Here is a 22,763-nt window from a genome sequence, read left to right on the forward strand (position 1 = left end):
ACCGTGTTCCCGACCGGCCCCCTGCCGGCGGGCATGTCCGATCCCTCGGCCGCCGGCGGCGGCGCGCCGGGCGCCGCCTGGGCCCCCGCCCCCCCGGGCCGCCGGGCGCGGCCGGCCCCCCGACCGGGCGCCCCGCCCCCCGCCCCGGCCCGGCGAAGCGCGTGATCAGTCCCAGGCGTACCCGTCCCCGAACAGCAGGGTGTGTTCCAGTACGTCCTCGGCGGGGTCGTCGATCTGACCGGCGTTGATCAGTCCGACGCGGTGGCCGTTGTGGGAGGCGGTGTTGGTCTCGTCCGCGTACGCGGGACCGGCCGGCGCGCCGCACAGCATCAGCGTGGCGGCCGTCCCCGACACCGCGACCGCCCGGCGGAGCACGCCCCCCGCCCACTCGTTCGTCATCGCGCGTTCGTCCCCATTTCCCTGTGCCGGCCGTCCCGGCGTCCGATCGGACTCTCCGTCCACCCGTTCATCCGCCAAAACGACCCCGAGGTCACGGGGAGTAACCCGTACGAGGTTGAGACCGGCTCAGTTGTGGCTGTGGAGTACGTCGTTGAGGCCGCCCCAGACGGCGTTGTTCGGGCGGGCCTCGACCGTGCCGGTGACGGAGTTGCGGCGGAACAGGATGTGGGAGGCGCCGGAGAGTTCACGGGCCTTGACGACCTCGCCGTCGGGCATGGTGACACGGGTGCCGGCGGTGACGTACAGGCCGGCCTCGACCACGCACTCGTCGCCCAGCGCGATGCCGACGCCCGCCTCGGCGCCGACCAGGCAGCGCTCGCCGATGGTGATGCGTACGTTGCCGCCGCCGGAGAGGGTGCCCATGGTGGAGGCGCCGCCGCCGATGTCGGAGCCGTCGCCGATGACCACACCGGCCGAGATACGGCCCTCGACCATCGACGTGCCGAGCGTGCCGGCGTTGAAGTTGACGAAGCCCTCGTGCATGACGGTGGTGCCCTCGGCGAGGTGCGCGCCGAGCCGTACGCGGTCGGCGTCGGCGATGCGGACGCCCTTGGGGGCGACGTAGTCCGTCATCCGGGGGAACTTGTCGACGGACGTGACGGCGAGGTGCAGGCCCTCGGCGCGGGCGTTGAGCCGTACCTTCTCCAGGTCGTCCACGGCGACCGGGCCGAGCGAGGTCCAGGCGACGTTGGCGAGGTGGGCGAAGATGCCGTCCAGGTTCTGGCCGTGCGGCTGGACCAGGCGGTGGGAGAGCAGGTGGAGGCGGAGGTAGACGTCGTGCGCGTCGACCGGCTTCTCCGCCAGCGAGGAGATGACCGTACGGACCGCGACCACCTCGACGCCCCGGCGGGCGTCCGGACCGGCCGCGGCACCGGCGCCGCCGCCGAGCAGTTCGGCGGCACGCTCGGCGGAGAGCCGCTCGGTGCCGGACGGTCCGGGCTCGTCGGCCAGGACGGGGGCGGGGAACCAGGTGTCGAGGACGGTGCCGTCGGCGGCGATGGTGGCGAGGCCGGCGGCCACTGCGCCGGTGGTGCTCTGAGCAGTCGTGTCGGTCATGAGGGCAACCTAACGGCCCGGCGGCCACGGACGCGAACCGGCATCTCACCTGCCGGGCTCAGGCCCCGGAACCGGCCACGATCACCCGCCCCAGCACCTCTCTGGCATACCCCTCGTCATAGGGCGCGCCGGTCAGCAGCACCTGGAGACAGATGCCGTCCAGCAACGCGACCAGCGCCCGCGCCGTGACCGGGTCCGTACGGCGGGACAGCCGCTCGGCGACGTCCTCGCACCACTCGGCGGCGACGGGGCGCAGGGCGGGGCGGCGCAGGGCGGCCAGATACAGCTCGTACTCCAGTTCCACGCCGGTGCGCTCGCCGGCCAGCCACTCGCCCATCAGGCCCGCGAGTTCGGCCGCCAGATCGCTTCGCGGGTCCTCCAGAGCGCCACGTGCGGCGACGACCTTGGCGAAGCCCTCGTTGGCCTGGCGCAGGGCGGCGACCATCAGTTCGTCGAGGGTCTTGAAGTGGTACGTGGTGGAGCCGAGCGGGACGTCGGCCTCGGCGGCGGCGCTGCGGTGGCTGAGCCCGGCGATGCCGCTGCGGCCCACCACCCGGATGGCCGCGTCGATGATCCGCTGCCGCCGCTCGGGGTCGTGGCGCCGGGCCATCAGTGCGCTCCGCCCAGGTTCAGCACCACGACGCCGACGATGATCAGCGCGATGCCCGCGGCCTTGGCGGCGGTGAGCCCCTCGCCCAGGAACGCGATGCCGATCGCGGCGATGGCGGCGGTGCCCACACCGGCCCAGATCGCGTAGGCGGTGCCGATGGCGACGGTGCGCAGCGTCTGGGCGAGAAGGGCGAAGGAGACCACGTAGCCGGCCACCGTCAGCAGTGAGGGCCAGAGCCTGCTGAAGCCGTCGCTGTACTTCATCGCGGTGGTGGCGCACACCTCGGCGGCGATGGCGCCGGACAGCAGAAGGTATCCCATGTGTACGAGCGTACACAACGAATGTACGGGCGTACACAACGGCGTCGGAGGGGTCCGGACACGGAAGAACGGCGGCGCCCCGCAGGGTGCCGCCGTTCCCGTCGAACCGTGTCTCAGACGTTGAAGCCCAGGGCCCGCAGCTGCTCACGGCCGTCGTCCGTGATCTTGTCGGGGCCCCACGGCGGCATCCAGACCCAGTTGATGCGCAGCTCGCTGACCAGGCCGTCCGTGGCGGACTTGGCCTGGTCCTCGATGACGTCCGTCAGCGGGCAGGCCGCGGAGGTCAGGGTCATGTCGACGGTCGCCACATTGGAGTCGTCGACATGGATGCCGTAGATGAGTCCGAGGTTGACGACGTCGATGCCCAGCTCGGGGTCGACGACGTCCATCAGGGCCTCGCGGAGCTCCTCCTCCGAGGCCGGCTTCATCTCCAGGGTCTCGCTCATGCCGTAGTCCTTTCGGCGTCGGCGCCCAGCGCCTGGGCCGTCGCGTCCTTCCACGCCATCCAGCTGAGGAGGGCGCACTTGACCCGTGCCGGGTACTTGGAGACGCCGGCGAACGCGACCGCGTCCTCCAGCACCTCCTCCATCGCGTCGTCGGGCTCGATCCTGCCCTTGGACTGCATCAGCTCCAGGAAGGTCCCCTGGATCCGCTGCGCCTCGGCGAGGTCCTTGCCGACCAGCAGGTCGTTCAGCACGGAGGCGGAGGCCTGGCTGATGGAACAGCCCTGTCCCTCGTAGCTGACGTCGCTGATCGTCGTGCCGTCGTATTTCACGCGGAGCGTGATCTCGTCGCCGCACGTCGGGTTGACGTGGTGCACCTCGGCGTCGCCGTCCCTCAGACCACGCCCGTGCGGGTGCTTGTAGTGGTCCAGGATGACGTCCTGGTACATGGAGTCCAGCTTCACGCCTCAGCTCCTCATCCGAAGAAGTTCCGTACGTGCTCCAGACCGTCGACGAGTGCGTCGACCTCGGCCGTCGTGGAGTACAGATAGAACGACGCCCGGGTGGTCGCAGGAATTCCGTACCGCAGGCAGACCGGGCGGGCGCAGTGATGTCCCACGCGTACCGCGATGCCCTGCTCGTCGAGGACCTGGCCCACGTCGTGCGGGTGGATGTCGCCCAGGGTGAAGGAGATCGCCGCGCCGCGGTCCTCGGCCGTGGCGGGGCCGATGATGCGCAGGTCCGGGACCTCGGCGAGGCGTTTGACCGCGTACTCGGTGATGGCGTGCTCATGGGCGAGGATCTTGTCCATGCCGATGGCCGACAGGTAGTCGATCGCCGCGCCGAGACCGACCGCCTGGGCGATCGGCGGCGTGCCCGCCTCGAACTTGTGCGGAGCCGGGGCGTAGGTCGACGAGCTCATCGACACGGTCTCGATCATCTCGCCGCCGCCGAGGAACGGGGGCAGGTCCTCCAGCAGCTCCTGGCGGCCCCAGAGGACGCCTATGCCGGTCGGGCCGCACATCTTGTGACCGGTGAAGGCCACGAAGTCGGCCTGGAGGGCCTGGACGTCCATCGGCATGTGCGGGGCGGCCTGGGAGGCGTCGATGCAGACGAGCGCGCCGACCTCCTGGGCGCGGCGCACGATGGCCTCGACGGGGTTGACCGTGCCCAGGATGTTGGAGACCAGCACGAAGGAGACGATCTTCGTCTTCTCGGTGATGATCTCGTCGATGTTGGAGAGGTCGAGCCGGCCGTCGTCGGTCAGCCCGAACCACTTCAGCTTCGCGCCGGTGCGCTGCGCGAGCAGCTGCCACGGCACGATGTTGGAGTGGTGCTCCATCTCCGTGATGACGATCTCGGTCTCGTGGTCCACCCGGTAGGGCTCGTCGGCCCAGCCGAGCATGTTGGCCACGAGGTTGAGCGACTCGGAGGCGTTCTTGGTGAAGATCACCTCATTGCGCGAGGGCGCGTTGATGAACTCCGCGACCTTGTCGCGCGCACCCTCGTACAGCGCCGTGGCCTCCTCGGCGAGCACGTGCACACCGCGGTGGACGTTGGCGTTGTGCTGCTCGTAGTACTCGGCGAGCACGTCGAGTACCTGGCGGGGCGTCTGCGAGGTCGCCGCGTTGTCCAGGTACACGAGCTTCTTGCCGTCGTGGAGCACCCGGTCCAGGATCGGGAAGTCCTTGCGGAGCGCCTCTGCGTCGAGGAGGCCCGGCAGCTGTGTCACTCGGATGCGCCACCCTTCGTGTATGCCTCGTAGCCCTCGGCCTCCAGCTTGTCGGCGAGCTCGGCGCCACCGGACTCGGCGATCCGCCCGGCCGCGAAGACGTGGACGTAGTCGGGCTTGATGTAGCGCAGGATGCGCGTGTAGTGCGTGATCAGCAGCGTGCCGACCTCGCCGGACTCGCGGACGCGGTTGACGCCCTCGGAGACGACGCGCAGGGCGTCGACGTCGAGGCCGGAGTCGGTCTCGTCGAGGATCGCGACCTTCGGCTTGAGCAGCTCGAGCTGAAGGATCTCGTGACGCTTCTTCTCACCGCCGGAGAAGCCCTCGTTGACGTTGCGCTCGGCGAAGGAGGGGTCGATGGAGAGCCGCTCCATGGCCTCCTTGACCTCCTTGACCCAGGTGCGCAGCTTGGGGGCCTCGCCGCGGATGGCGGTGGCGGAGGTGCGCAGGAAGTTGGAGACGGAGACGCCGGGGACCTCGACCGGGTACTGCATGGCGAGGAAGAGGCCGGCGCGGGCGCGCTCGTCGACGGACATCTCGAGGACGTCCTCGCCGTCGAGGGTGACGGTGCCGCCGGTGATCGTGTACTTGGGGTGACCCGCGAGGGAGTAGGCGAGGGTCGACTTGCCGGAGCCGTTGGGGCCCATGATGGCGTGCGTCTCGCCCTGCTTCACGGTCAGGTCGACGCCCTTGAGGATCTCCTTCGTGGCGTTGTCGGCCTCGACGGTGACGTGCAGGTCTCGGATTTCAAGCGTTGCCATGGGTGCCTCAGGACTCCTGGGTGAGGGAGACGAGCACGTCGTCCCCTTCGATCTTTACGGGGTATACGGGGACGGGGCGCGTCGCCGGAAGGGCGTCGGGCTTGCCGGAACGGAGGTCGAAACGCGAGCCGTGCAGCCAGCACTCGATGTGGCAGTCGTCCACCTCGCCCTCCGCGAGGGAGACGTTGGCGTGCGAGCAGATGTCGTTGATCGCGAACACCTCGCCCTCGGTGAGCACGACGGAGACCGGCGTGCCGTCGAGTTCCACCCGCTTCGGGGTGTCCTCCTCCAGCTCGCTCAGCCCACAGGCGCGTACGAAGGTCATGCGACCGCCGCCTCCAGCTCCTCCTCGATCTTGCCGATCAGGCGCTCCTCGATGTCCGGGACGCCGATCTGCTGGACGAGTTCGGCGAAGAAGCCGCGGACCACCAGACGGCGGGCGTCCTGCTCGGCGATGCCGCGGGCCATCAGGTAGAAGAGCTGCTCGTCGTCGAAGCGGCCGGTCGCGGAGGCGTGGCCGGCACCGACGATCTCGCCGGTCTCGATCTCCAGGTTGGGCACGGAGTCGACGCGGGCGCCGTCGGTGAGCACCAGGTTGCGGTTCATCTCGTAGGTGTCGGTGCCCTCGGCCTTGGCCTCGATGAGCACGTCACCGATCCACACGGCGTGCGCGGCCTCGCCCTGGAGCGCGCCCTTGTAGGCGACGTTGGACTTGCAGTGCGGGACGTTGTGGTCGACGAGGAGACGGTGCTCCTGGTGCTGGCCGGCGTCGGTGAAGTAAAGGCCGAACAGTTCGGCCTCGCCGCCGGGGCCCGCGTAGGCGACGCGCGGGTGGAGGCGGACCACGTCGCCGCCGAAGGTGACGACGACCGACTTGAAGGAGGCGTCGCGGCCGATGAGGGTGTTGTGCTGGCCCACGTGGACGGCCTTGTCGTCCCAGTCCTGGACGGAGACGACGGTCAGCTTGGCGCCGTCGCCGAGCAGGTACTCGACGTTGGCGGCGAGCACCGCGTCGCCGGTGTGGTCGATGACCACGACGGCCTCGGCGAAGGCGCCGAGCTCGATCACCTGGTGACCGTAGGCGGTGCCGCCCTCGCCGTGCACCGCGATGCGGATGGGCTCGGTGAGGACGGTCTCCTTCGGCACGGTCACGACCGAGGCCTGCGCGAAGGCGGAGTACGCCTGGGCGGCGACACGGTCCACCGGGGTGCCGGCACGGCCGAGCCGGGCGTCGTCGCGGCCGACGGTCTCGACGGTGACGCCCTCGGGCGCCTCGACGGTGACCTTGACGCCGCCGCCGGCAGCGGTGGCGGTGCCGTCGTGCAGCCCGCGCAGCCGCTCCAGCGGGGTGAACCGCCACTCCTCCTCACGGCCGTGGGGGACGGGGAAGTCCGCCACGTCGAAGGACGGGGGCGCGCTCATACGGGTCGCGACGGTCGACTCGGCGGCGACCGCGATCGAGCCCGCGGTGGTGGAACCCACGGGCGGGGGTCCCCCCGCCGGAGCGGAGCCGGAGGTGGGGGAGTTCTGAGCCTCAGCCATGGCTGTCGTAGTGCTCGCTTTCCTTTACGTAAGGGGGCTTGACGGAACGGCGTGGTGCTTTAGCCGACCGCGCCTTCCATCTGCAGCTCGATCAGCCGGTTGAGCTCGAGCGCGTACTCCATCGGCAGTTCCTTGGCGATCGGCTCGACGAAGCCGCGCACGATCATCGCCATCGCCTCGAACTCGCTCAGACCACGGCTCATCAGGTAGAAGAGCTGGTCCTCGGAGACCTTGGAGACGGTCGCCTCGTGGCCCATGGACACGTCGTCCTCGCGGACGTCCACGTAGGGGTAGGTGTCCGAGCGGGAGATGGTGTCGACGAGCAGCGCGTCGCAGAGCACGTTGGACTTGGCGCCCGGGGCGCCCTCGCCGATCTCGATCAGACCGCGGTAGGACGTACGGCCGCCACCGCGCGCCACCGACTTGGAGACGATGTTGGACGAGGTGTTGGGGGCCATGTGGACCATCTTGGCGCCCGCGTCCTGGTGCTGGCCCTCGCCCGCGAAGGCGATGGACAGGGTCTCGCCCTTGGCGTGCTCGCCCATCAGGTAGACGGCCGGGTACTTCATCGTCACCTTGGAGCCGATGTTGCCGTCGACCCACTCCATGGTCGCGCCCTCGTAGGCCACGGCGCGCTTGGTGACCAGGTTGTAGACGTTGTTCGACCAGTTCTGGATGGTCGTGTAGCGGCAGCGGGCGTTCTTCTTGACGATGATCTCGACGACCGCGGAGTGCAGCGAGTCCGACTTGTAGATCGGGGCGGTGCAGCCCTCGACGTAGTGCACGTAGGCGCCCTCGTCGACGATGATCAGGGTCCGCTCGAACTGGCCCATGTTCTCGGTGTTGATCCGGAAGTAGGCCTGGAGCGGGATCTCGACGTGCACGCCCGGCGGGACGTAGATGAAGGAGCCGCCGGACCACACGGCGCTGTTCAGCGACGCGAACTTGTTGTCACCGACGGGGATGACGGTCCCGAAGTACTCCTTGAAGAGCTCCGGGTGCTCCTTCAGGGCGGTGTCGGTGTCGAGGAAGATGACGCCCTGCTCCTCCAGGTCCTCGCGGATCTGGTGGTAGACGACCTCGGACTCGTACTGGGCGGCGACACCGGCGACGAGGCGCTTCTTCTCGGCCTCGGGGATGCCCAGCCTGTCGTAGGTGTTCTTGATGTCCTCGGGCAGGTCCTCCCAGGACTCCGCCTGCTTCTCCGTGGAGCGCACGAAGTACTTGATGTTGTCGAAGTCGATGCCGGAGAGGTCGGAGCCCCAGTTCGGCATGGGCTTCTTCTCGAACAGGCGCAGGCCCTTGAGGCGGAGCTTGGTCATCCACTCCGGCTCGTCCTTCTTCGCGGAGATGTCCCGGACGACGTCCTCGTTCAGGCCGCGGCGCGCCGACGCACCGGCCTCGTCACGGTCGGCCCAGCCGTATTCGTAGTTGCCCAGACCCTCCAGCTCGGGGTGGGCAGTCTCCGTGGGGAGAGTCATGCGGGGTTCCTCCCGGACGTGCTTGCGGATGCTTGGTGGGAAATCTTGGGGATGAACGTCGTACAGACGCCGTCGCCGTGCGCGATGGTGGCCAGTCGCTGCACGTGCGTACCGAGAAGCTCGGCGAAAAATTCCGTCTCGGCCTCGCACAGCTGCGGAAACTGTTCGGCGGCGTGGGCCACCGGGCAGTGGTGCTGGCAGAGCTGCTCACCGACCGGCGCGTGACGCGCCGTCGCAGCGTACCCGTCGGCGGTGAGGGCCTTGGCCAGGGCTTCGGCCCGGTCCTCGGGCGCCGCGGCCTCGACCGCCTCGCGGTACGCGTCCGCGTGGGCGGCGATGCGGGCGCGGGCGAAGGCCGCGATCGCGTCGTCACCGCCCTCCTGCTCACCGATCCACCGGAGGGCGTCCACGGCCAGCTTGTCGTACGACTGGTCGAAGGCGTCCCGTCCGCAGTCGGTCAGGGCGAACACCTTGGCCGGGCGCCCGCGCGTGCGCGCGCCGTAGACCCGCCGCTCGCGGGCCTCCACGACGTTGTCGGCGGCCAGGGCGTCCAGGTGCCGGCGTACGGCCGCCTGGGTGAGGCCGAGCCGCTCGGCGAGCTCGGCGACGGTCGACGGGCCGTGGTCCAGGACGGAGCGGGCGACACGGTTGCGGGTGGACCGCTCACCGGTAGCCAGTTCCTCGTGGGAAGCCTCGCCAACGTTTTTCACAACGCCATTGTTGCGTAATTCATCTGGGCCGGGCAAGCCGCGCCCGAACGGCCCAGAGGTGCGCTGCATCACTTAGGTAAACCTAATTGACCTGCGGAAACGATCTTTGATCGATCAAACAGGTGGCGCCCCGCGGCCCCGCCGGACCGCCCGTACCCCCTCCGACCGGCCCTCTTTCCCCGTGGGAAGGAGTTTGGTCACCCGGCGCTCCGGCCGCAGGTCCGCGTCCCTAGACTCGTGACCCATGCAGAGTGAGCCCGTGGTCCAGGTGCAGGGCCTGGTGAAGCGGTACGGCACGAAGACCGCGGTGGACGGCCTCGACCTGGAGGCCCGGCGGGGCGTGACCGCCGTGCTCGGCCCCAACGGGGCGGGCAAGACGACCACGGTCGAGACCTGCGAGGGGTACCGGCGGCCGGATTCCGGCACGGTGCGCGTCCTGGGCCTCGACCCGGTCAGACAGTCGGCGGCCCTGCGGCCCCGTCTCGGGGTGATGCTCCAGTCCGGCGGCGTCTACTCGGGCGCGCGGGCCGACGAGATGCTGCGGCACGTGGCGAAGCTGCACGCGCATCCGCTGGACGTGGACGCGCTGATCGAGCGTCTCGGTCTGGGCTCCTGCGGCCGTACGTCGTACCGGCGGCTCTCCGGGGGCCAGCAGCAGCGGCTCGCGCTGGCGATGGCCGTGGTGGGACGCCCGGAGCTGGTGTTCCTGGACGAGCCGACCGCCGGTCTCGACCCGCAGGCCCGCCACGCCACCTGGGACCTGGTCCGGGATCTGCGCGCGGACGGCGTCTCCGTGATCCTCACCACCCACTCCATGGACGAGGCCGAACGGCTCGCCGACGACGTGGCGATCATCGACACCGGCCGGGTCATCGCCCAGGGCACCCCCGAGGAGCTGTGCAAGGACGGCGCCGAGAACACGCTCCGCTTCTCGGGACGCCCGGGACTGGACATGGCCTCCCTGCTCAAGGCCCTGCCCCCCGACTCCTCGGGCGCCGAGGTGACCCCGGGCTCGTACCGGGTCACGGGAACGGTCGACCCCCAGCTGCTGGCCACGGTGACGTCCTGGTGCGCGCAGCACGGAGTGATGCCGGACCGGATCTCGGTGGAACGGCACACCCTCGAAGACATCTTCCTGGAACTCACCGGCAAGGAGCTGCGTTCGTGATCTCGGTCCAGACGGAGACCGGCCGGGGGTCCGGCCCGCGGCGCAGCCGCAGTCGGACGCAGCGCCCCCCGGGAAGACACAGCCTGGAACTCACCGGCAAGGAGCTGCGTTCGTGACGGCCACCGGCGCCTACACCCCGAAGCCGGGGGCCGCCCCCCTGACCCGCATGATCGCGGCGCAGGCCGTGCTCGAGACGAAGATGCTGCTGCGCAACGGCGAGCAGCTGCTGCTGACGGTGATCATCCCCACGCTGCTGCTGGTGCTCTTCAGCACCGTGGACGTGGTGGACACCGGTGAGGGCGAGACGGTGGACTTCCTCGCCCCCGGCATCCTCGCGCTCGCGGTGATGTCGACGGCGTTCACCGGGCAGGCCATCGCGACGGGCTTCGAGCGCCGGTACGGCGTGCTGAAGCGGCTCGCCTCCTCACCGCTGCCTCGCTGGGGCCTGATGACGGCGAAGACGCTGTCGGTGCTGGTCACCGAGGTGCTCCAGGTGATCCTGGTGGCGGTGATCGCCCTCGCGCTGGGCTGGTCCCCGCAGGGCGACCCGGTGTCGGTGTTCCTGCTCCTGCTGCTGGGCACCGCCGCCTTCTCCGGCCTCGGCCTGCTGATGGCCGGCACCCTCAAGGCGGAGGCGACGCTCGCCGCCGCCAACCTGGTGTTCCTGCTGCTGCTCGTGGGCGGCGGGGTGGTCGTACCCCTGGACAGGTTCCCGCCGGCGGCCCAGGACGTCCTCGGCCTCCTCCCGATCTCGGCCCTGTCGGAGGGTCTGCGGGACGTCCTGCAACACGGCACGGGAGTCCCGTGGGGCGACCTGGGGATCCTGACTGCGTGGGCGGTAGCGGGACTGGCGGCGGCGGGCAGGTTCTTCCGCTGGGAGTAGGAACCTCCCCGCCCCGCCCCGCTCCCGCTCCCGCCGGGCCGCGCGACCACCCCGCCCGGCACGAACCCCGTCCACCTGAGACGCACCCTCGTGAATGCATGCACAAGCGGCCCTCTACGATGGGGTACGTGCCAAACGTGACCCGCGCCGACGCCCGGACGGCCCTGCGCAACCCCCTCGCCTTCATCGCCGCACGCTGGACCCCGGCCCCCCGGACCGTCCGCCGCGCGGCCCTCGCCGCACTCGTGATGGCGGTGGTCATCGTGGTCACCGGCGGCGCCGTACGCCTCACCGGCTCCGGCCTCGGCTGCCCCACCTGGCCCAAGTGCACCGACGACTCGCTCACCACCACCAGCGAGATGGGCCTGCACGGCGTCATCGAGTTCGGCAACCGCCTGCTCACGTACGTGCTGTGCGCCGCCGTCGGCTGGGCGATCATCGCCGCGCGCTCGGAGAAGCCGTACCGGCGCAGCCTCACCCTGCTGGGCTGGACCCAGTTCTGGGTCGTCATGGGCAACGCGATCCTCGGCGGCGTCGTGGTCCTCGTCGGCCTGAACCCGTACACGGTCGCCGCGCACTTCCTGCTGTCCACGGCGCTGATCGCGGTCGCCACGGTGATGTGGCAGCGCACGCGTGAGGGCGACGGGGAGCCCCGCCCGCTGGTCGGCAAGGCCGTACAGCAGCTGGTGTGGTGCATGGTCGCCGCCTCGGCCCTGCTGATCGCGGTCGGCACGGTGGTCACCGGCGCGGGTCCGCACGCGGGCGACTCCAGCGAGGTGCCGCGGATGCCGCTGGACTGGGAGACGGTCAGCAAGCTGCACGCCGTGCTGGCGTGGATCGTGGTGACGCTGACGTTCGCGCTGTGGTTCGTCCTGAAGGCGGTCGACGCGCCCGCCGGGCCGCCGGCCCGCACCCGCGAACTGTTCCTGATCCTGCTCGCGCAGGGTGCGATCGGCTACGTCCAGTACTTCACCGATCTCCCCGAGGTCCTGGTCGGCCTGCACATGTTCGGCTCGTGCGTGATGTGGATCTGGGTGGTCCGGGTCCTCCTGTCACTGCGCGAGCGCCCCACCGGGCAGCTGTCCGAGCCGGCTCCCGGCTCGGAGTCCCGTCTCGAGCCCGCGTCCGGCTGAACGGGCTTTTCCGCCCCGCCGCCCCTTCCCGTCCCGAAACGGGCGCTCCGCCCCGGACCCCGCTCCTCAGACGCCGGAGGGGCCGACTTCCAGCCCCTCCGGCGAACCCGCCACCAGGGCGTCGATCGCCGGCCCCAGGTAGCCGCGGGTCAGCCGGGCCCGGCGTCCGATCCACTCCTCGGTGGGCGGTACGGGATCGTCGTAACGCCGCCGTCTGATGTCCTCAACGACCTCTTCGGGCGCGCCGAGGCCGGGCAGTACGTCCAGCGCCTCCCGCTTGGAGATCAGCCGGCCCTCGCGCAGCGTGACGGTGGCGCGGGCGAAGGTCAGCAGGCCCAGGTCGACCCACACGTCCCGCGTCCAGTTGGCGGCCCGGTCCACCTCCCGCCGCCAGTAGTCACGCTGGTCGCGCACCACGAACGCGGCGAGTTCCCCCTCCGGCACCGGCGGCAGGACGTCCGCGGGCGGCACCCCGTACAGGACCCGGCCGAAGGTGTGCAGCTCGGCGCGGGTGACCGGGGTGACCGGTCGTGTGAACAGCCGCTCGTGCGCCCAGGTGAGGTGGCGCCGGCCGGCGTCCGCCGCGGTCCTCGGTGTCACATAGCTGCAGTGCAGCCGGCCGGCGAGAGGCTCGTTCCGCAGCCGTGCGTGCAGCAGCGCGAGGCGCCACACCGTCCGGGGCGCGACCGGGTGGTCCAGGACCGCGATCAGATCCAGGTCGCTGCGGCCCTCCCGGTAGTCCCCGCCGGCCAGGGAGCCGTGCGCCCACACGGCGACGGTGGCGAGCGGCGCCAGGCCGGTGAGGAAGCTGTCGAGCAACGCGTCGGTCGGCATCCGCCCAGTCTTCACGGCTCAGTCCAGGCTGTACACCCGGCTCGCGTTCCCCGAGGCGATCAGTCCCGCCACCCGCTGCGCGTCGTCCAGCGACCACGCGCCCTCGGTCACCCAGGTGCCCAGCACCCGCCCCAGCGCCTCGCGGAACAGCTGCGCCCCGACCACATGCAGCTCCGGCAGCCCCCGCGCCCCACTGGAGAAGAGGATCTTGCCGAACGGAGCGAGTTCCAGAAGCTCCGCCAGGACCGTCGCCGCCCGGGCACCCGTGCGGACCAGCGCGGCCCCGCAGTCCGCGTACACATGCGGAAAGACCCCCGCGAGATGCGCGGCGTGCCGGTGGTACGGATACCCGTGCAGCAGCACGAGGTCGGTGCCCAGACCCGCGGTGGCCCGCACGAAGTCGATCAGCAGCACGGGGTCGGTGCGCGCCCCCGGCGCCGCGAGCCCGGCGTGCAACTGGAGCGGCCGCCCCGAGGCGACGGCGATCCACAGCAGATGCCGTAACAGCACGGGATCGCTCAGCGCGTCCCCGACCCGCCGCGCCCCCAGCCACCGCCCCGCCGCACCCCGTACCTCCCCCGGCCCGGGCGGCTCGGGCGCGAGGGCCGGCCCGTGCCTGACCCCGGCGACCGAGGTGAACGCGACGGCGTGCGCGGCGGCGGCGTGCACCGACTCGGCGAGGTTCGCGAGGAAGCACTCGACGGTGCCGGAGGTGTCGGCGACCTGCTCGGCGAGCTGTTCCAGACGGACGATCTCATGGGCGTCGGCGTCCCCGGCCGCGCCCAGCTCGGCCGGTCCGGTGAGGTCACCGGGCAGCCCCGTGTCGACCAGATAGGCCGTGATCCCGCTGCCCCTCAGCAGCCGCCGTCCGGCCTCGACCACGCCCAGTTCCCGGCGCCGGGCGAGATAGCTGGCGGGCGGGCAGTGCGGCTCCAGGCCGAGCAGGGGCGGGCACCAGCGGCGTACGGCGAAGCCGGTCTGGGTGTCGAAGAGGGTGGTGCCGGGGGCGGGCGGGCCCTCGGTGGGGGTGAGCTGGGCCTCGAACGTGCCCAGGCCCAGCTCGGTGCGGAGCACTCCGTGGCAGTACTGGTCCACGAGTGAGGGTGTTTCGATCATCCGGACTCCCCGTGCTGGACCGTGGCCGTCACAGTCCTAACGGGGGAACCGGGGGCGAGGTGGCGCGGCAGCGTCCGCGAACTGCCGGTCGTGCGGCGAGTGCGGACCGGTGGGGGCCGGCCGCGCGGTTCCCCGCGCCCCCGGGGTGCTGCTGCTCAGCCCCCGAGCTGGATTCCCGCCATCCGGTTCCACTCGTACGGCCCGGTCCTCACCTTCGCCGCGAACTCGCCGTCGAAGGTCTCGTGGCGGGTGATGCCCGCCTTCTCGACGGCCTTCTCGGCGATCTCCATCGACGGGGCGAACACGTCCCCCCAGTCGCCGTCCTCGCCGACGAGGACGATGCGGGCGCCGCGCTGCCCGAGGTACGCGATCTGTCCCTCGGCGCCGCCGTGTGCCGTGGCGAAGCCGGTGATCTGCTTGGCGAGCCGGGCCGCCTTCTGCTCGGCCTTCGGGTCCACCTGCTGCGTGTCTGCCATGACCAGGATGCTACCGACGGGTAGATCGAACGGCGACGGGCGGGGTCCGTGGCCTTGACCACGTACCCCGCCCGGTCGGCGGAGGAGAGCGGGGAGCGGCTACCGCAGGAAGGGGTCCACCGCGACGGCCACGAAGAGCAGCGACACATAGGTGATGGACCAGTGGAACAGCCGCATCTCCTTGAGCTTGCCGCCCGTCACCTCCGCCTTCGCGCGGTTCAGCAGCGCGTGCGCCTCCCACAGCCACCAGCCGCCGGCCGCGAGGGCCACCGCCGTGTAGAACCAGCCGGTGTAGCCCAGCGGGGTGAGCAGCAGCGACACCACGACCATGACCCAGCTGTAGACCACGATCTGCTGGGCGACCGCCTTGTTGGAGGCGATGACCGGCAGCATCGGCACGCCGACGCGCGCGTAGTCCTCCTTGACCTTCATGGACAGCGGCCAGTAGTGCGGCGGCGTCCAGAAGAAGATGACGAGGAAGAGGATGACCGGCGCCCACGCCATCGAGTTGGTGACCGCGGACCAGCCGATCAGCACCGGCATGCAGCCGGCGATGCCGCCCCAGACGATGTTCTGCGACGTACGCCGTTTGAGGATCATCGTGTAGACGACGACGTAGAAGAGGAGTGCGCCGAGGGAGAGCCACGCGGACAGCCAGTTGACGGTCAGTCCGAAGAGCAGCGTCGAGACGACGGCGAGGGAGACGCCGAAGGCGAGGCACTCGCGCGGGCTGACCATGCCGGTCACCAGCGGACGCTGCGCGGTGCGGTCCATCAGCGCGTCGATGTCGCGGTCGATGTACATGTTGAGCGCGTTGGCGCCCCCCGCCGACAGATAGCCGCCGACACAGGTCAGCAGCACCAGCGTCAGGTCGGGCACCCCCTGCTGCGCCAGGAACATCACCGGGACGGTGGTGATGAGGAGCAGTTCGATGATCCGCGGCTTGGTGAGCGCCACGAAGGCCATCACACGGGCCCCGAACGGCCGACGGGCAGTGCTCTGACTGGTCCCCAGCACCCCGGCTGGACGGGATTCAACGGCCGTCACGTACACCCCTACAGAGACATCCCAGCAAGCCTCCCCAGGTGAAGCGGGGGTAAGGGCTCGCGCGTACCACGCCACTGTAGACGTTGCCCAGACCCGGACATTCGCGGGGGTCCGCTCGTGTTGGCCGGCCGCCTCCGAGGTGCGGTTCGAAGCTCGATTGAGCACCCGGATGAGCGGCTCCGTATTCATCTGCCGAATGCGGAAACTTCCCAGCCAGGAGGCGGATCGACGGGAGTGCCCGCACTCTGGAATGACTCGGAAAATCGCACGTTATAGAGGGGTAGGCTCGACCTCGCCGGTGGGCCGTCACCGGCATCCGACATGTGGAGAGGAGCCCTGACTCAGGGTGAGCACAAAGCCGACCACCACAGACCTCGAGTGGACCGAGTTGGATCAGCGGGCCGTCGACACCGCCCGCGTCCTGGCCGCCGATGCCGTACAGAAGGTCGGTAACGGCCATCCGGGTACGGCGATGAGTTTGGCGCCCGCCGCCTACACCCTCTTCCAGAAGGTGATGCGGCACGACCCGGCGGACGCCGACTGGGTCGGGCGGGACCGTTTCGTACTGTCCGCCGGCCATTCGTCCCTGACCCTGTACACCCAGCTCTACCTCGCCGGTTTCGGCCTGGAGCTGGACGACCTGAAGGCGTTCCGCACCTGGGGCTCGAAGACGCCGGGCCACCCGGAGTACGGGCACACCACGGGCGTGGAGACCACGACCGGCCCGCTGGGCCAGGGTGTCGCCAACGCCGTGGGCATGGCGATGGCCGCGCGCTACGAGCGCGGTCTGTTCGACCCGGAGGCCGCCGAGGGCGAGTCGCCGTTCGACCACTTCGTGTACTGCGTCGCCGGTGACGGCTGCCTCCAGGAGGGCATCTCCGCCGAGGCGTCCTCGATGGCCGGCCACCAGAAGCTGGGCAACCTGGTCCTGCTGTGGGACGACAACCACATCTCGATCGAGGGCGACACCGAGACGGCCGTCTCGGAGGACACCGTCAAGCGGTACGAGGCGTACGGCTGGCACGTCCAGCGGGTCGCCCCGAAGCCGGACGGCGACCTGGACCCGAACGCGCTCTACGACGCGATCGAGGAGGCCAGGAAGGTCACCGACCGGCCGTCGTTCATCGCGATGCGGTCGATCATCGCCTGGCCCGCGCCGAACGCGCAGAACACCGAGGCCGCGCACGGCTCGGCGCTCGGCGACGACGAGGTGGCGGCCACCAAGCGTGTCCTCGGCTTCGACCCGGAGCAGTCCTTCGAGGTCACCGACGAGGTCATCGGCCACACCCGCAAGGCGCTGGAGCGGGGCCAGGCGGCACGCGCGGTGTGGGAGAAGTCCTACCAGCAGTGGCGGGACAACAACCCGGAGCGCGCCGCCGAGTACGACCGGATCGCCGCGGGTGACCTGCCGGAGGGCTGGCAGGAGTCGATCCCGGTGTTCGAGCCGGGCAAGGGCGTCGCCACACGTGCCGCGTCCGGCAAGGTGCTCCAGTCGCTCGGCGCGGTCGTCCCGGAGCTGTGGGGCGGCTCGGCCGACCTGGCGGGCTCCAACAACACCACGATCGACAAGACGTCGTCGTTCCTCCCGGCGGACAACCCGCTGCCGGAGGCGGACCCGTACGGGCGCACGATCCACTTCGGTATCCGTGAGCACGCCATGGCCGCGGAGATGAACGGCATCGCGCTGCACGGCAACACGCGCATCTACGGCGGCACCTTCCTCGTGTTCTCCGACTACATGCGCAACGCGGTGCGCCTGTCGGCGCTGATGCACCTGCCGGTGACGTACGTGTGGACGCACGACTCCATCGGTCTCGGCGAGGACGGCCCGACGCATCAGCCGGTCGAGCACCTGGCCGCGCTGCGCGCCATCCCGGGTCTGAACGTGGTCCGCCCGGCGGACGCCAACGAGACCGCGATCGCCTGGCGGGAGATCCTCACCCGCTGGACGAAGGAGTTCGGCAAGGGCGCCCCGCACGGTCTGGCGCTGACCCGCCAGGGCGTGCCGACGTACGAGCCGAACGAGGACGCGGCGAAGGGCGGCTACGTGCTGTTCGACGCCGAGGGCGGCGACGCCCAGGTCGTTCTCATCGCGACCGGTTCCGAGGTGCACGTCGCCGTGGAGGCGCGCGAGCGGCTGCAGGCCGACGGTGTGCCCACGCGTGTGGTGTCGATGCCGTCCGTGGAGTGGTTCGAGGAGCAGGACCAGGGGTACCGGGACAGCGTCCTGCCGCCGGCCGTCAAGGCGCGCGTGGCCGTCGAGGCCGGTATCGGTCTCACGTGGCACAAGTACGTCGGGGACGCCGGCCGGATCGTGTCCCTGGAGCACTTCGGTGCCTCCGCCGACGGCAAGGTGCTGTTCGAGAAGTTCGGCTTCACCGCCGAGAACGTGGCCGCCCAGGCCCGGGAATCACTCGCCGCAGCCCAGCGCTGACGCTCATATACGACACGTAGGAGATGGAATTTCCATGACAGACGCATTGAAGCGCCTTTCCGACGAGGGCGTGGCGATCTGGCTGGACGACCTGTCGCGCAAGCGGATCACGTCCGGCAACCTCGCCGAGCTGATCGACCAGCAGCACGTCGTGGGCGTCACCACCAACCCGTCGATCTTCCAGAAGGCGATCTCGGAGGGCCACGGCTACGACGCGCAGCTCACCGACCTCGCCGCCCGCGGGGTCACGGTCGAAGAGGCCATCCGCATGATCACCACGGCGGACGTCCGTGACGCCGCCGACATCCTGCGCCCGGTCTTCGACGCCACCGACGGCCAGGACGGCCGGGTCTCGATCGAGGTCGACCCGCGCCTCGCGCACAACACCCGCGCGACGGTCGCCGAGGCCAAGCAGCTGGCGTGGCTGGTGGACCGGCCCAACACGCTGATCAAGATCCCGGCGACGGAGGCCGGTATCCCGGCGATCGCCGAGACCATCGGTCTGGGCATCAGCGTCAATGTGACGCTGATCTTCTCCCTGGAGCGCTACCGCAAGGTCATGGACGCGTTCCTGACCGGCCTGGAGAAGGCGAAGGAGCGCGGCCTGGACCTGTCGAAGATCCACTCCGTGGCGTCCTTCTTCGTGTCCCGTGTGGACACCGAGATCGACAAGCGGATCGACGCGCTCGGCACCGACGAGGCGAAGGCGCTGCGCGGCAAGGCCGCCGTCGCCAACGCGCGCCTGGCCTACCAGGCGTACGAGGAGGTCTTCGGTACCGACCGCTGGGCCGCGCTGGAGCGCGAGGGCGCCAACAAGCAGCGTCCGCTGTGGGCGTCGACCGGTGTGAAGGACAAGGCGTACAAGGCGACGATGTACGTCGACGAGCTGGTGGCGCCGAACACGGTGAACACCATGCCGGAGGCGACCCTGGCCGCCACCGAGCAGCAGGGCGAGATCCGCGGCAACGCGGTCGCCGGCACCTACGAGCAGGCGCGCGCCGACCTGGACGCCGTCGAGGCGCTGGGCATCGCGTACGACGACGTGGTGCAGCTGCTGGAGGACGAGGGCGTCGACAAGTTCGAGGGCGCCTGGAACGACCTGCTGAAGTCGACCGAGGCGGAGCTGCAGCGCCTCGCCCCCTCGGAGGGCTGAGACCTTGTCGAGCAGCAACCCGCTGCGTGACCCCGCCGACCGACGGCTCCCGCGTATCGCGGGGCCGTCGGGCCTGGTCATCTTCGGCGTGACGGGCGACCTGTCGCGCAAGAAGCTGATGCCGGCCGTGTACGACCTCGCCAACCGGGGTCTGCTGCCGCCGGGCTTCTCGCTCGTGGGGTTCGCCCGCCGGGAGTGGGCGAACGAGGACTTCGCACAGGAGGTCCACGACGCGGTCAAGGAGCATGCCCGTACCCCCTTCCGTGAGGAGGTCTGGCAGCAGCTCATCCAGGGCATGCGGTTCGTGCAGGGCACCTTCGACGACGACGAGTCGTTCGAGCGGCTGCGCGACACGATCGAGGAGCTGGACAAGGCGCAGGGCACGGGCGGCAACTTCGCCTTCTATCTGTCGGTGCCGCCCCGGTCCTTCCCGGTGGTCATCCAGCAGCTGAAGAAGCACGGGCTGGCCGACCAGACCGACGGGTCCTGGCGGCGGGCGGTGATCGAGAAGCCGTTCGGGCACGATCTGAAGTCGGCCGAGGAACTGAACGCCCTCGTGCACGAGGTGTTCGCGCCGGAGCAGGTCTTCCGTATCGACCACTACCTCGGCAAGGAGACGGTCCAGAACATCCTGGCGCTGCGGTTCGCCAACACGATGTTCGAGCCGATCTGGAACCGGTCGTTCGTGGACCATGTGCAGATCACCATGGCCGAGGACATCGGCATCGGCGGCCGGGCCGGCTACTACGACGGTATCGGCGCCGCCCGTGACGTCATCCAGAACCACCTTCTGCAGCTGATGGCGCTGACCGCGATGGAGGAGCCGGCCTCCTTCGACGCGGACGCGCTGGCAGCGGAGAAGACCAAGGTGCTCGGTGCCGTACGGCTGCCGAAGGACCTGGGCCGGGACACCGTGCGCGGGCAGTACGCGGCCGGCTGGCAGGGCGGCGCGAAGGCGGTCGGGTATCTGGAGGAGGAGGGCATCGACGCCTCCTCGAAGACCGACACCTATGCGGCGATCCGGCTGGGCGTCGACAATCGCCGCTGGGCGGGTGTCCCCTTCTATCTGCGCACCGGCAAGCGGCTGGGCCGCCGGGTCACCGAGATCGCGGTGGTGTTCCAGCGGGCGCCGCACTCCCCCTTCGACTCCACCGCCACGGAGGAGCTGGGCTCCAACGCCATCGTCATCCGGGTCCAGCCGGACGAGGGCGTCACGGTGCGGTTCGGCTCGAAGGTGCCGGGCACGTCGATGGAGATCCGGGACGTGTCGATGGACTTCGCCTACGGCGAGTCCTTCACCGAGTCCAGCCCGGAGGCGTACGAGCGTCTCATCCTCGACGTTCTGCTCGGCGACTCCAATCTCTTCCCGCGTACGGAGGAGGTCGAGCTGTCCTGGAAGATCCTCGACCCGATCGAGCGGTACTGGGACAGCAACGGCAGGCCGGCCCAGTACCCGGCCGGCACCTGGGGTCCCGTCGAGGCGGACGAAATGCTCGAGCGAGACGGACGGAGCTGGCGCCGGCCATGAAGACAGACCTCACGGACACCACCGCCAGCAAGATCAACAAGGCGCTGGTGCAGGCCCGCCGGGCGATCGGCACACCGGCCGTCGGCATGGTGCTCACGCTGGTCATCGTCACGGACGAGGAGAACGCGTACGACGCGCTGAAGTCGGCCGGCGACGCCGCGCACGAGCATCCCTCGCGCACGCTGGTCGTCATCAAGCGTGTCTCCCGTTCGCCGCGTGACCGCACCCAGTCCCGCCTCGACGCCGAGGTACGGGTCGGCGCGGACGCCGGCACCGGCGAGACCGTCGTCCTGCGCCTGTACGGCGAGGTCGCCGAGCACGCCCAGTCGGTGGTGCTGCCGCTGCTGCTGCCGGACGCCCCGGTGGTGGTGTGGTGGCCGGTCAACTCCCCGCTGGACCCGGCGAAGGACCCGCTGGGCGCGCTGGGCCAGCGCAGGGTGACCGACACCTACGCCTGCGAGAAGCCGGTGCAGGAGCTGGCCGCCCGCGCCGACGCCTACACCCCCGGTGACACGGACCTGTCGTGGACCCGCATCACGCCCTGGCGTTCGATGCTGGCCGCGGCGCTGGACCAGGTCGCCTGCGAGGTGCAGGGCGTCGAGGTGGAGGGCGAGGAGTTCAACCCGAGCTGTGAGCTGCTGGCGATGTGGCTCGCGGACCGGCTGGACGTCCCCGTCAGGCGTGCCCGCTCCAGTGGTCCCGGGCTGACTGCGGTCCGGATGGACACCGACTGCGGTCCGATCGTGCTGGACCGTGCCGACGGCTCGCTGGCGACGCTGTCCATCCAGGGTCAGCCGAAGCGTGCGGTGGCGCTCAAGCGCCGGGACACGGCGGAGCTGATCGCGGAGGAACTGCGCCGGCTGGACCCGGACGACACGTACGCGTCGGCGCTGCGCTATGGCGTGGGGCGGCTGAAGTCGGCCAAAGGAGCAGGGGAACGAGAAGGCGTCCCCACTCCCGTCGAGTCGGCTGCGAAAGCTCCCGCGTCAGAGGCGGCGGCGCAGGCCCCGGTGAAGAAGGCGGCGGCGAAGTGAGTAAGGCACCGCAGCTGGTCGTGCACCGGGACAAGGAACTGATGGCGCAGGCCGCGGCGGCCCGGCTGATCACGAGGATCGTGGACGCGCAGGCGTCGCGGGGCTCCGCCTCCGTGGTCCTGACGGGCGGCCGCAACGGCAACGGCCTGCTGGCCGCGCTGGCGGCCGCCCCGGCGCGGGACGCCATCGACTGGTCCCGGCTGGACCTGTGGTGGGGCGACGAGCGCTTCCTGCCGGAGGGCGACCCGGAGCGCAATGTCACGCAGGCTCGTGAAGCACTGCTGGACGCGGTGCCGTTGGATCCGAAGCGCGTGCACGCCATGCCCGCGTCGGACGGCCCACACGGCTCGGACGTGGACACGGCGGCGGCCGCCTACGCGGAGGAACTGGCGGCAGCGGCGGACCCGTCGCACCACGCCCCGGTCCCGTCCTTCGACGTCCTGATGCTGGGCGTCGGCCCGGACACCCACGTGGCGTCGCTCTTCCCGGAACTCCCGGCAGTCCGCGAAACGGAGCGCACGGTGGTGGGCGTCCACGGCGCCCCGAAACCCCCGCCGACAAGAATCACCCTGACCCTCCCCGCGATCCGGGCGGCGAGGGAGGTCTGGCTCCTGGCAGCCGGCGAGGACAAGGCGGAAGCGGCGGAGATCGCCCTGTCGGGAGCGGGAGAGATCCAGTCCCCGGCAGCAGGCGCGTACGGCCGCACCCGCACACTGTGGCTACTGGACGGCGCGGCGGCGTCCCGGCTCCCCAGGGCCCTGTACCCACCGGCGTCGGCATAGATCCAGCCCGTCCGGGGGTGCCCCCTCTGGGGGAGTTCGAGGACGAGGCCCGAAGGGCCGG

The 22,763-nt window shown here is 70.5% G+C and carries 24 protein-coding genes; 8 read left to right on the forward strand and 16 right to left on the reverse strand.

All coding sequences use genetic code 11. The features are described from left to right. Positions 1-165 precede the first annotated feature (165 nt). From ACGFR9_RS31935 to ACGFR9_RS31990, 12 genes are all read right to left on the reverse strand, one after another. A complete protein-coding gene (locus tag ACGFR9_RS31935; RefSeq protein WP_393215555.1) occupies positions 166-399 on the reverse strand; it encodes a hypothetical protein in 234 nt (77 codons plus the stop codon). Between the two features lie 126 nt (positions 400-525). Beyond that, complete coding sequence (gene dapD, locus ACGFR9_RS31940) at positions 526-1,515, reverse strand: 2,3,4,5-tetrahydropyridine-2,6-dicarboxylate N-succinyltransferase (protein ID WP_393215557.1); 990 nt, start codon at positions 1,513-1,515, stop codon at positions 526-528. Between the two features lie 58 nt (positions 1,516-1,573). Then, positions 1,574-2,125: a TetR/AcrR family transcriptional regulator gene (locus ACGFR9_RS31945; RefSeq protein WP_393215560.1), complete on the reverse strand. Its 552-nt coding sequence runs from the start codon at positions 2,123-2,125 to the stop codon at positions 1,574-1,576. After that, positions 2,125-2,445 carry a multidrug efflux SMR transporter gene (locus ACGFR9_RS31950; protein WP_311646733.1) on the reverse strand — a complete coding sequence of 107 codons (321 nt, stop codon included), beginning with the start codon at positions 2,443-2,445 and terminating at the stop codon, positions 2,125-2,127. The genes ACGFR9_RS31945 and ACGFR9_RS31950 overlap by 1 nt, the downstream gene beginning before the upstream one ends. Before the next feature lie 113 nt (positions 2,446-2,558). Then, positions 2,559-2,891, reverse strand: coding sequence for a metal-sulfur cluster assembly factor (locus ACGFR9_RS31955; RefSeq protein WP_030224563.1), 333 nt, complete (start codon positions 2,889-2,891; stop codon positions 2,559-2,561). Further along, the gene (gene sufU / locus ACGFR9_RS31960; protein WP_030224566.1) at positions 2,888-3,352 is read right to left on the reverse strand and encodes a Fe-S cluster assembly sulfur transfer protein SufU; all 465 of its coding nucleotides are present in this window, start codon (positions 3,350-3,352) and stop codon (positions 2,888-2,890) included. Before sufU ends, ACGFR9_RS31955 begins: the two co-directional genes overlap by 4 nt. Positions 3,353-3,363: 11 nt before the next feature. Next, positions 3,364-4,620, reverse strand: coding sequence for a cysteine desulfurase (locus ACGFR9_RS31965; RefSeq protein ID WP_393215564.1), 1,257 nt, complete (start codon positions 4,618-4,620; stop codon positions 3,364-3,366). Further along, positions 4,617-5,381 carry a Fe-S cluster assembly ATPase SufC gene (sufC, locus tag ACGFR9_RS31970; RefSeq protein WP_030224572.1) on the reverse strand — a complete coding sequence of 255 codons (765 nt, stop codon included), beginning with the start codon at positions 5,379-5,381 and terminating at the stop codon, positions 4,617-4,619. The genes ACGFR9_RS31965 and sufC overlap by 4 nt, the downstream gene beginning before the upstream one ends. 7 nt (positions 5,382-5,388) lie before the next feature. Next, positions 5,389-5,706 carry a non-heme iron oxygenase ferredoxin subunit gene (locus ACGFR9_RS31975; RefSeq protein ID WP_393215567.1) on the reverse strand — a complete coding sequence of 106 codons (318 nt, stop codon included), beginning with the start codon at positions 5,704-5,706 and terminating at the stop codon, positions 5,389-5,391. Beyond that, positions 5,703-6,923 carry a Fe-S cluster assembly protein SufD gene (gene sufD, locus ACGFR9_RS31980; protein ID WP_393215570.1) on the reverse strand — a complete coding sequence of 407 codons (1,221 nt, stop codon included), beginning with the start codon at positions 6,921-6,923 and terminating at the stop codon, positions 5,703-5,705. The genes ACGFR9_RS31975 and sufD overlap by 4 nt, the downstream gene beginning before the upstream one ends. A 59-nt stretch (positions 6,924-6,982) precedes the next feature. Then, positions 6,983-8,404: a Fe-S cluster assembly protein SufB gene (gene sufB / locus ACGFR9_RS31985; protein ID WP_393215573.1), complete on the reverse strand. Its 1,422-nt coding sequence runs from the start codon at positions 8,402-8,404 to the stop codon at positions 6,983-6,985. Next, positions 8,401-9,114: a helix-turn-helix transcriptional regulator gene (locus ACGFR9_RS31990; RefSeq protein WP_393215576.1), complete on the reverse strand. Its 714-nt coding sequence runs from the start codon at positions 9,112-9,114 to the stop codon at positions 8,401-8,403. Before ACGFR9_RS31990 ends, sufB begins: the two co-directional genes overlap by 4 nt. A 244-nt stretch (positions 9,115-9,358) precedes the next feature. On the opposite strand from ACGFR9_RS31990, the gene ACGFR9_RS31995 reads away from it, so the two are divergent. The 3 genes from ACGFR9_RS31995 (at position 9,359) to ACGFR9_RS32005 (ending at position 12,298) form a co-directional block, all read left to right on the forward strand. Further along, positions 9,359-10,282 (forward strand): ABC transporter ATP-binding protein, encoded by a 924-nt coding sequence (locus tag ACGFR9_RS31995; RefSeq protein ID WP_393215579.1) that lies wholly within the window; start codon positions 9,359-9,361, stop codon positions 10,280-10,282. A 112-nt stretch (positions 10,283-10,394) separates the two neighbouring features. Then, a complete protein-coding gene (locus ACGFR9_RS32000; RefSeq protein ID WP_393215582.1) occupies positions 10,395-11,165 on the forward strand; it encodes an ABC transporter permease in 771 nt (256 codons plus the stop codon). A gap of 98 nt (positions 11,166-11,263) precedes the next feature. Beyond that, positions 11,264-12,298, forward strand: coding sequence for a heme A synthase (locus ACGFR9_RS32005; protein ID WP_393215585.1), 1,035 nt, complete (start codon positions 11,264-11,266; stop codon positions 12,296-12,298). 66 nt (positions 12,299-12,364) lie between these two features. On the opposite strand, the gene ACGFR9_RS32010 is transcribed toward ACGFR9_RS32005, so the two are convergent. From ACGFR9_RS32010 to ACGFR9_RS32025, 4 genes are all read right to left on the reverse strand, one after another. Continuing rightward, positions 12,365-13,132 carry a nucleotidyltransferase gene (locus ACGFR9_RS32010; protein ID WP_393215588.1) on the reverse strand — a complete coding sequence of 256 codons (768 nt, stop codon included), beginning with the start codon at positions 13,130-13,132 and terminating at the stop codon, positions 12,365-12,367. Between the two features lie 18 nt (positions 13,133-13,150). Then, the gene (locus ACGFR9_RS32015) at positions 13,151-14,248 is read right to left on the reverse strand and encodes an amidohydrolase family protein (RefSeq protein WP_393215591.1); all 1,098 of its coding nucleotides are present in this window, start codon (positions 14,246-14,248) and stop codon (positions 13,151-13,153) included. A 155-nt stretch (positions 14,249-14,403) separates the two neighbouring features. Then, entirely contained in the window at positions 14,404-14,724 is a 321-nt protein-coding gene (locus ACGFR9_RS32020; RefSeq protein WP_393215594.1) for a hypothetical protein, read from the reverse strand. Between the two features lie 99 nt (positions 14,725-14,823). Continuing rightward, a complete protein-coding gene (locus tag ACGFR9_RS32025; RefSeq protein WP_393215597.1) occupies positions 14,824-15,777 on the reverse strand; it encodes a heme o synthase in 954 nt (317 codons plus the stop codon). Between the two features lie 340 nt (positions 15,778-16,117). Between ACGFR9_RS32025 and tkt the strand changes: the two genes are divergently transcribed. The 5 genes from tkt to pgl are packed head-to-tail and all read left to right on the forward strand — an operon-like array spanning position 16,118 to position 22,702. Next, positions 16,118-18,205, forward strand: coding sequence for a transketolase (gene tkt, locus ACGFR9_RS32030; protein WP_393215600.1), 2,088 nt, complete (start codon positions 16,118-16,120; stop codon positions 18,203-18,205). 34 nt (positions 18,206-18,239) lie between these two features. Beyond that, the gene (tal, locus tag ACGFR9_RS32035; protein ID WP_393215603.1) at positions 18,240-19,358 is read left to right on the forward strand and encodes a transaldolase; all 1,119 of its coding nucleotides are present in this window, start codon (positions 18,240-18,242) and stop codon (positions 19,356-19,358) included. A gap of 4 nt (positions 19,359-19,362) precedes the next feature. Then, positions 19,363-20,886, forward strand: coding sequence for a glucose-6-phosphate dehydrogenase (gene zwf / locus ACGFR9_RS32040; RefSeq protein WP_393215605.1), 1,524 nt, complete (start codon positions 19,363-19,365; stop codon positions 20,884-20,886). Next, on the forward strand, positions 20,883-21,920 hold the full coding sequence (gene opcA, locus ACGFR9_RS32045; protein ID WP_393215608.1) for a glucose-6-phosphate dehydrogenase assembly protein OpcA: 1,038 nt from the start codon (positions 20,883-20,885) through the stop codon (positions 21,918-21,920). Before zwf ends, opcA begins: the two co-directional genes overlap by 4 nt. Beyond that, positions 21,917-22,702: a 6-phosphogluconolactonase gene (pgl, locus tag ACGFR9_RS32050; protein WP_393215611.1), complete on the forward strand. Its 786-nt coding sequence runs from the start codon at positions 21,917-21,919 to the stop codon at positions 22,700-22,702. The genes opcA and pgl overlap by 4 nt, the downstream gene beginning before the upstream one ends. Positions 22,703-22,763: the final 61 nt, after the last annotated feature.

Source organism: Streptomyces sp. NPDC048584 (assembly GCF_043199595.1).
Lineage (GTDB): Bacteria > Actinomycetota > Actinomycetes > Streptomycetales > Streptomycetaceae > Streptomyces > Streptomyces edwardsiae.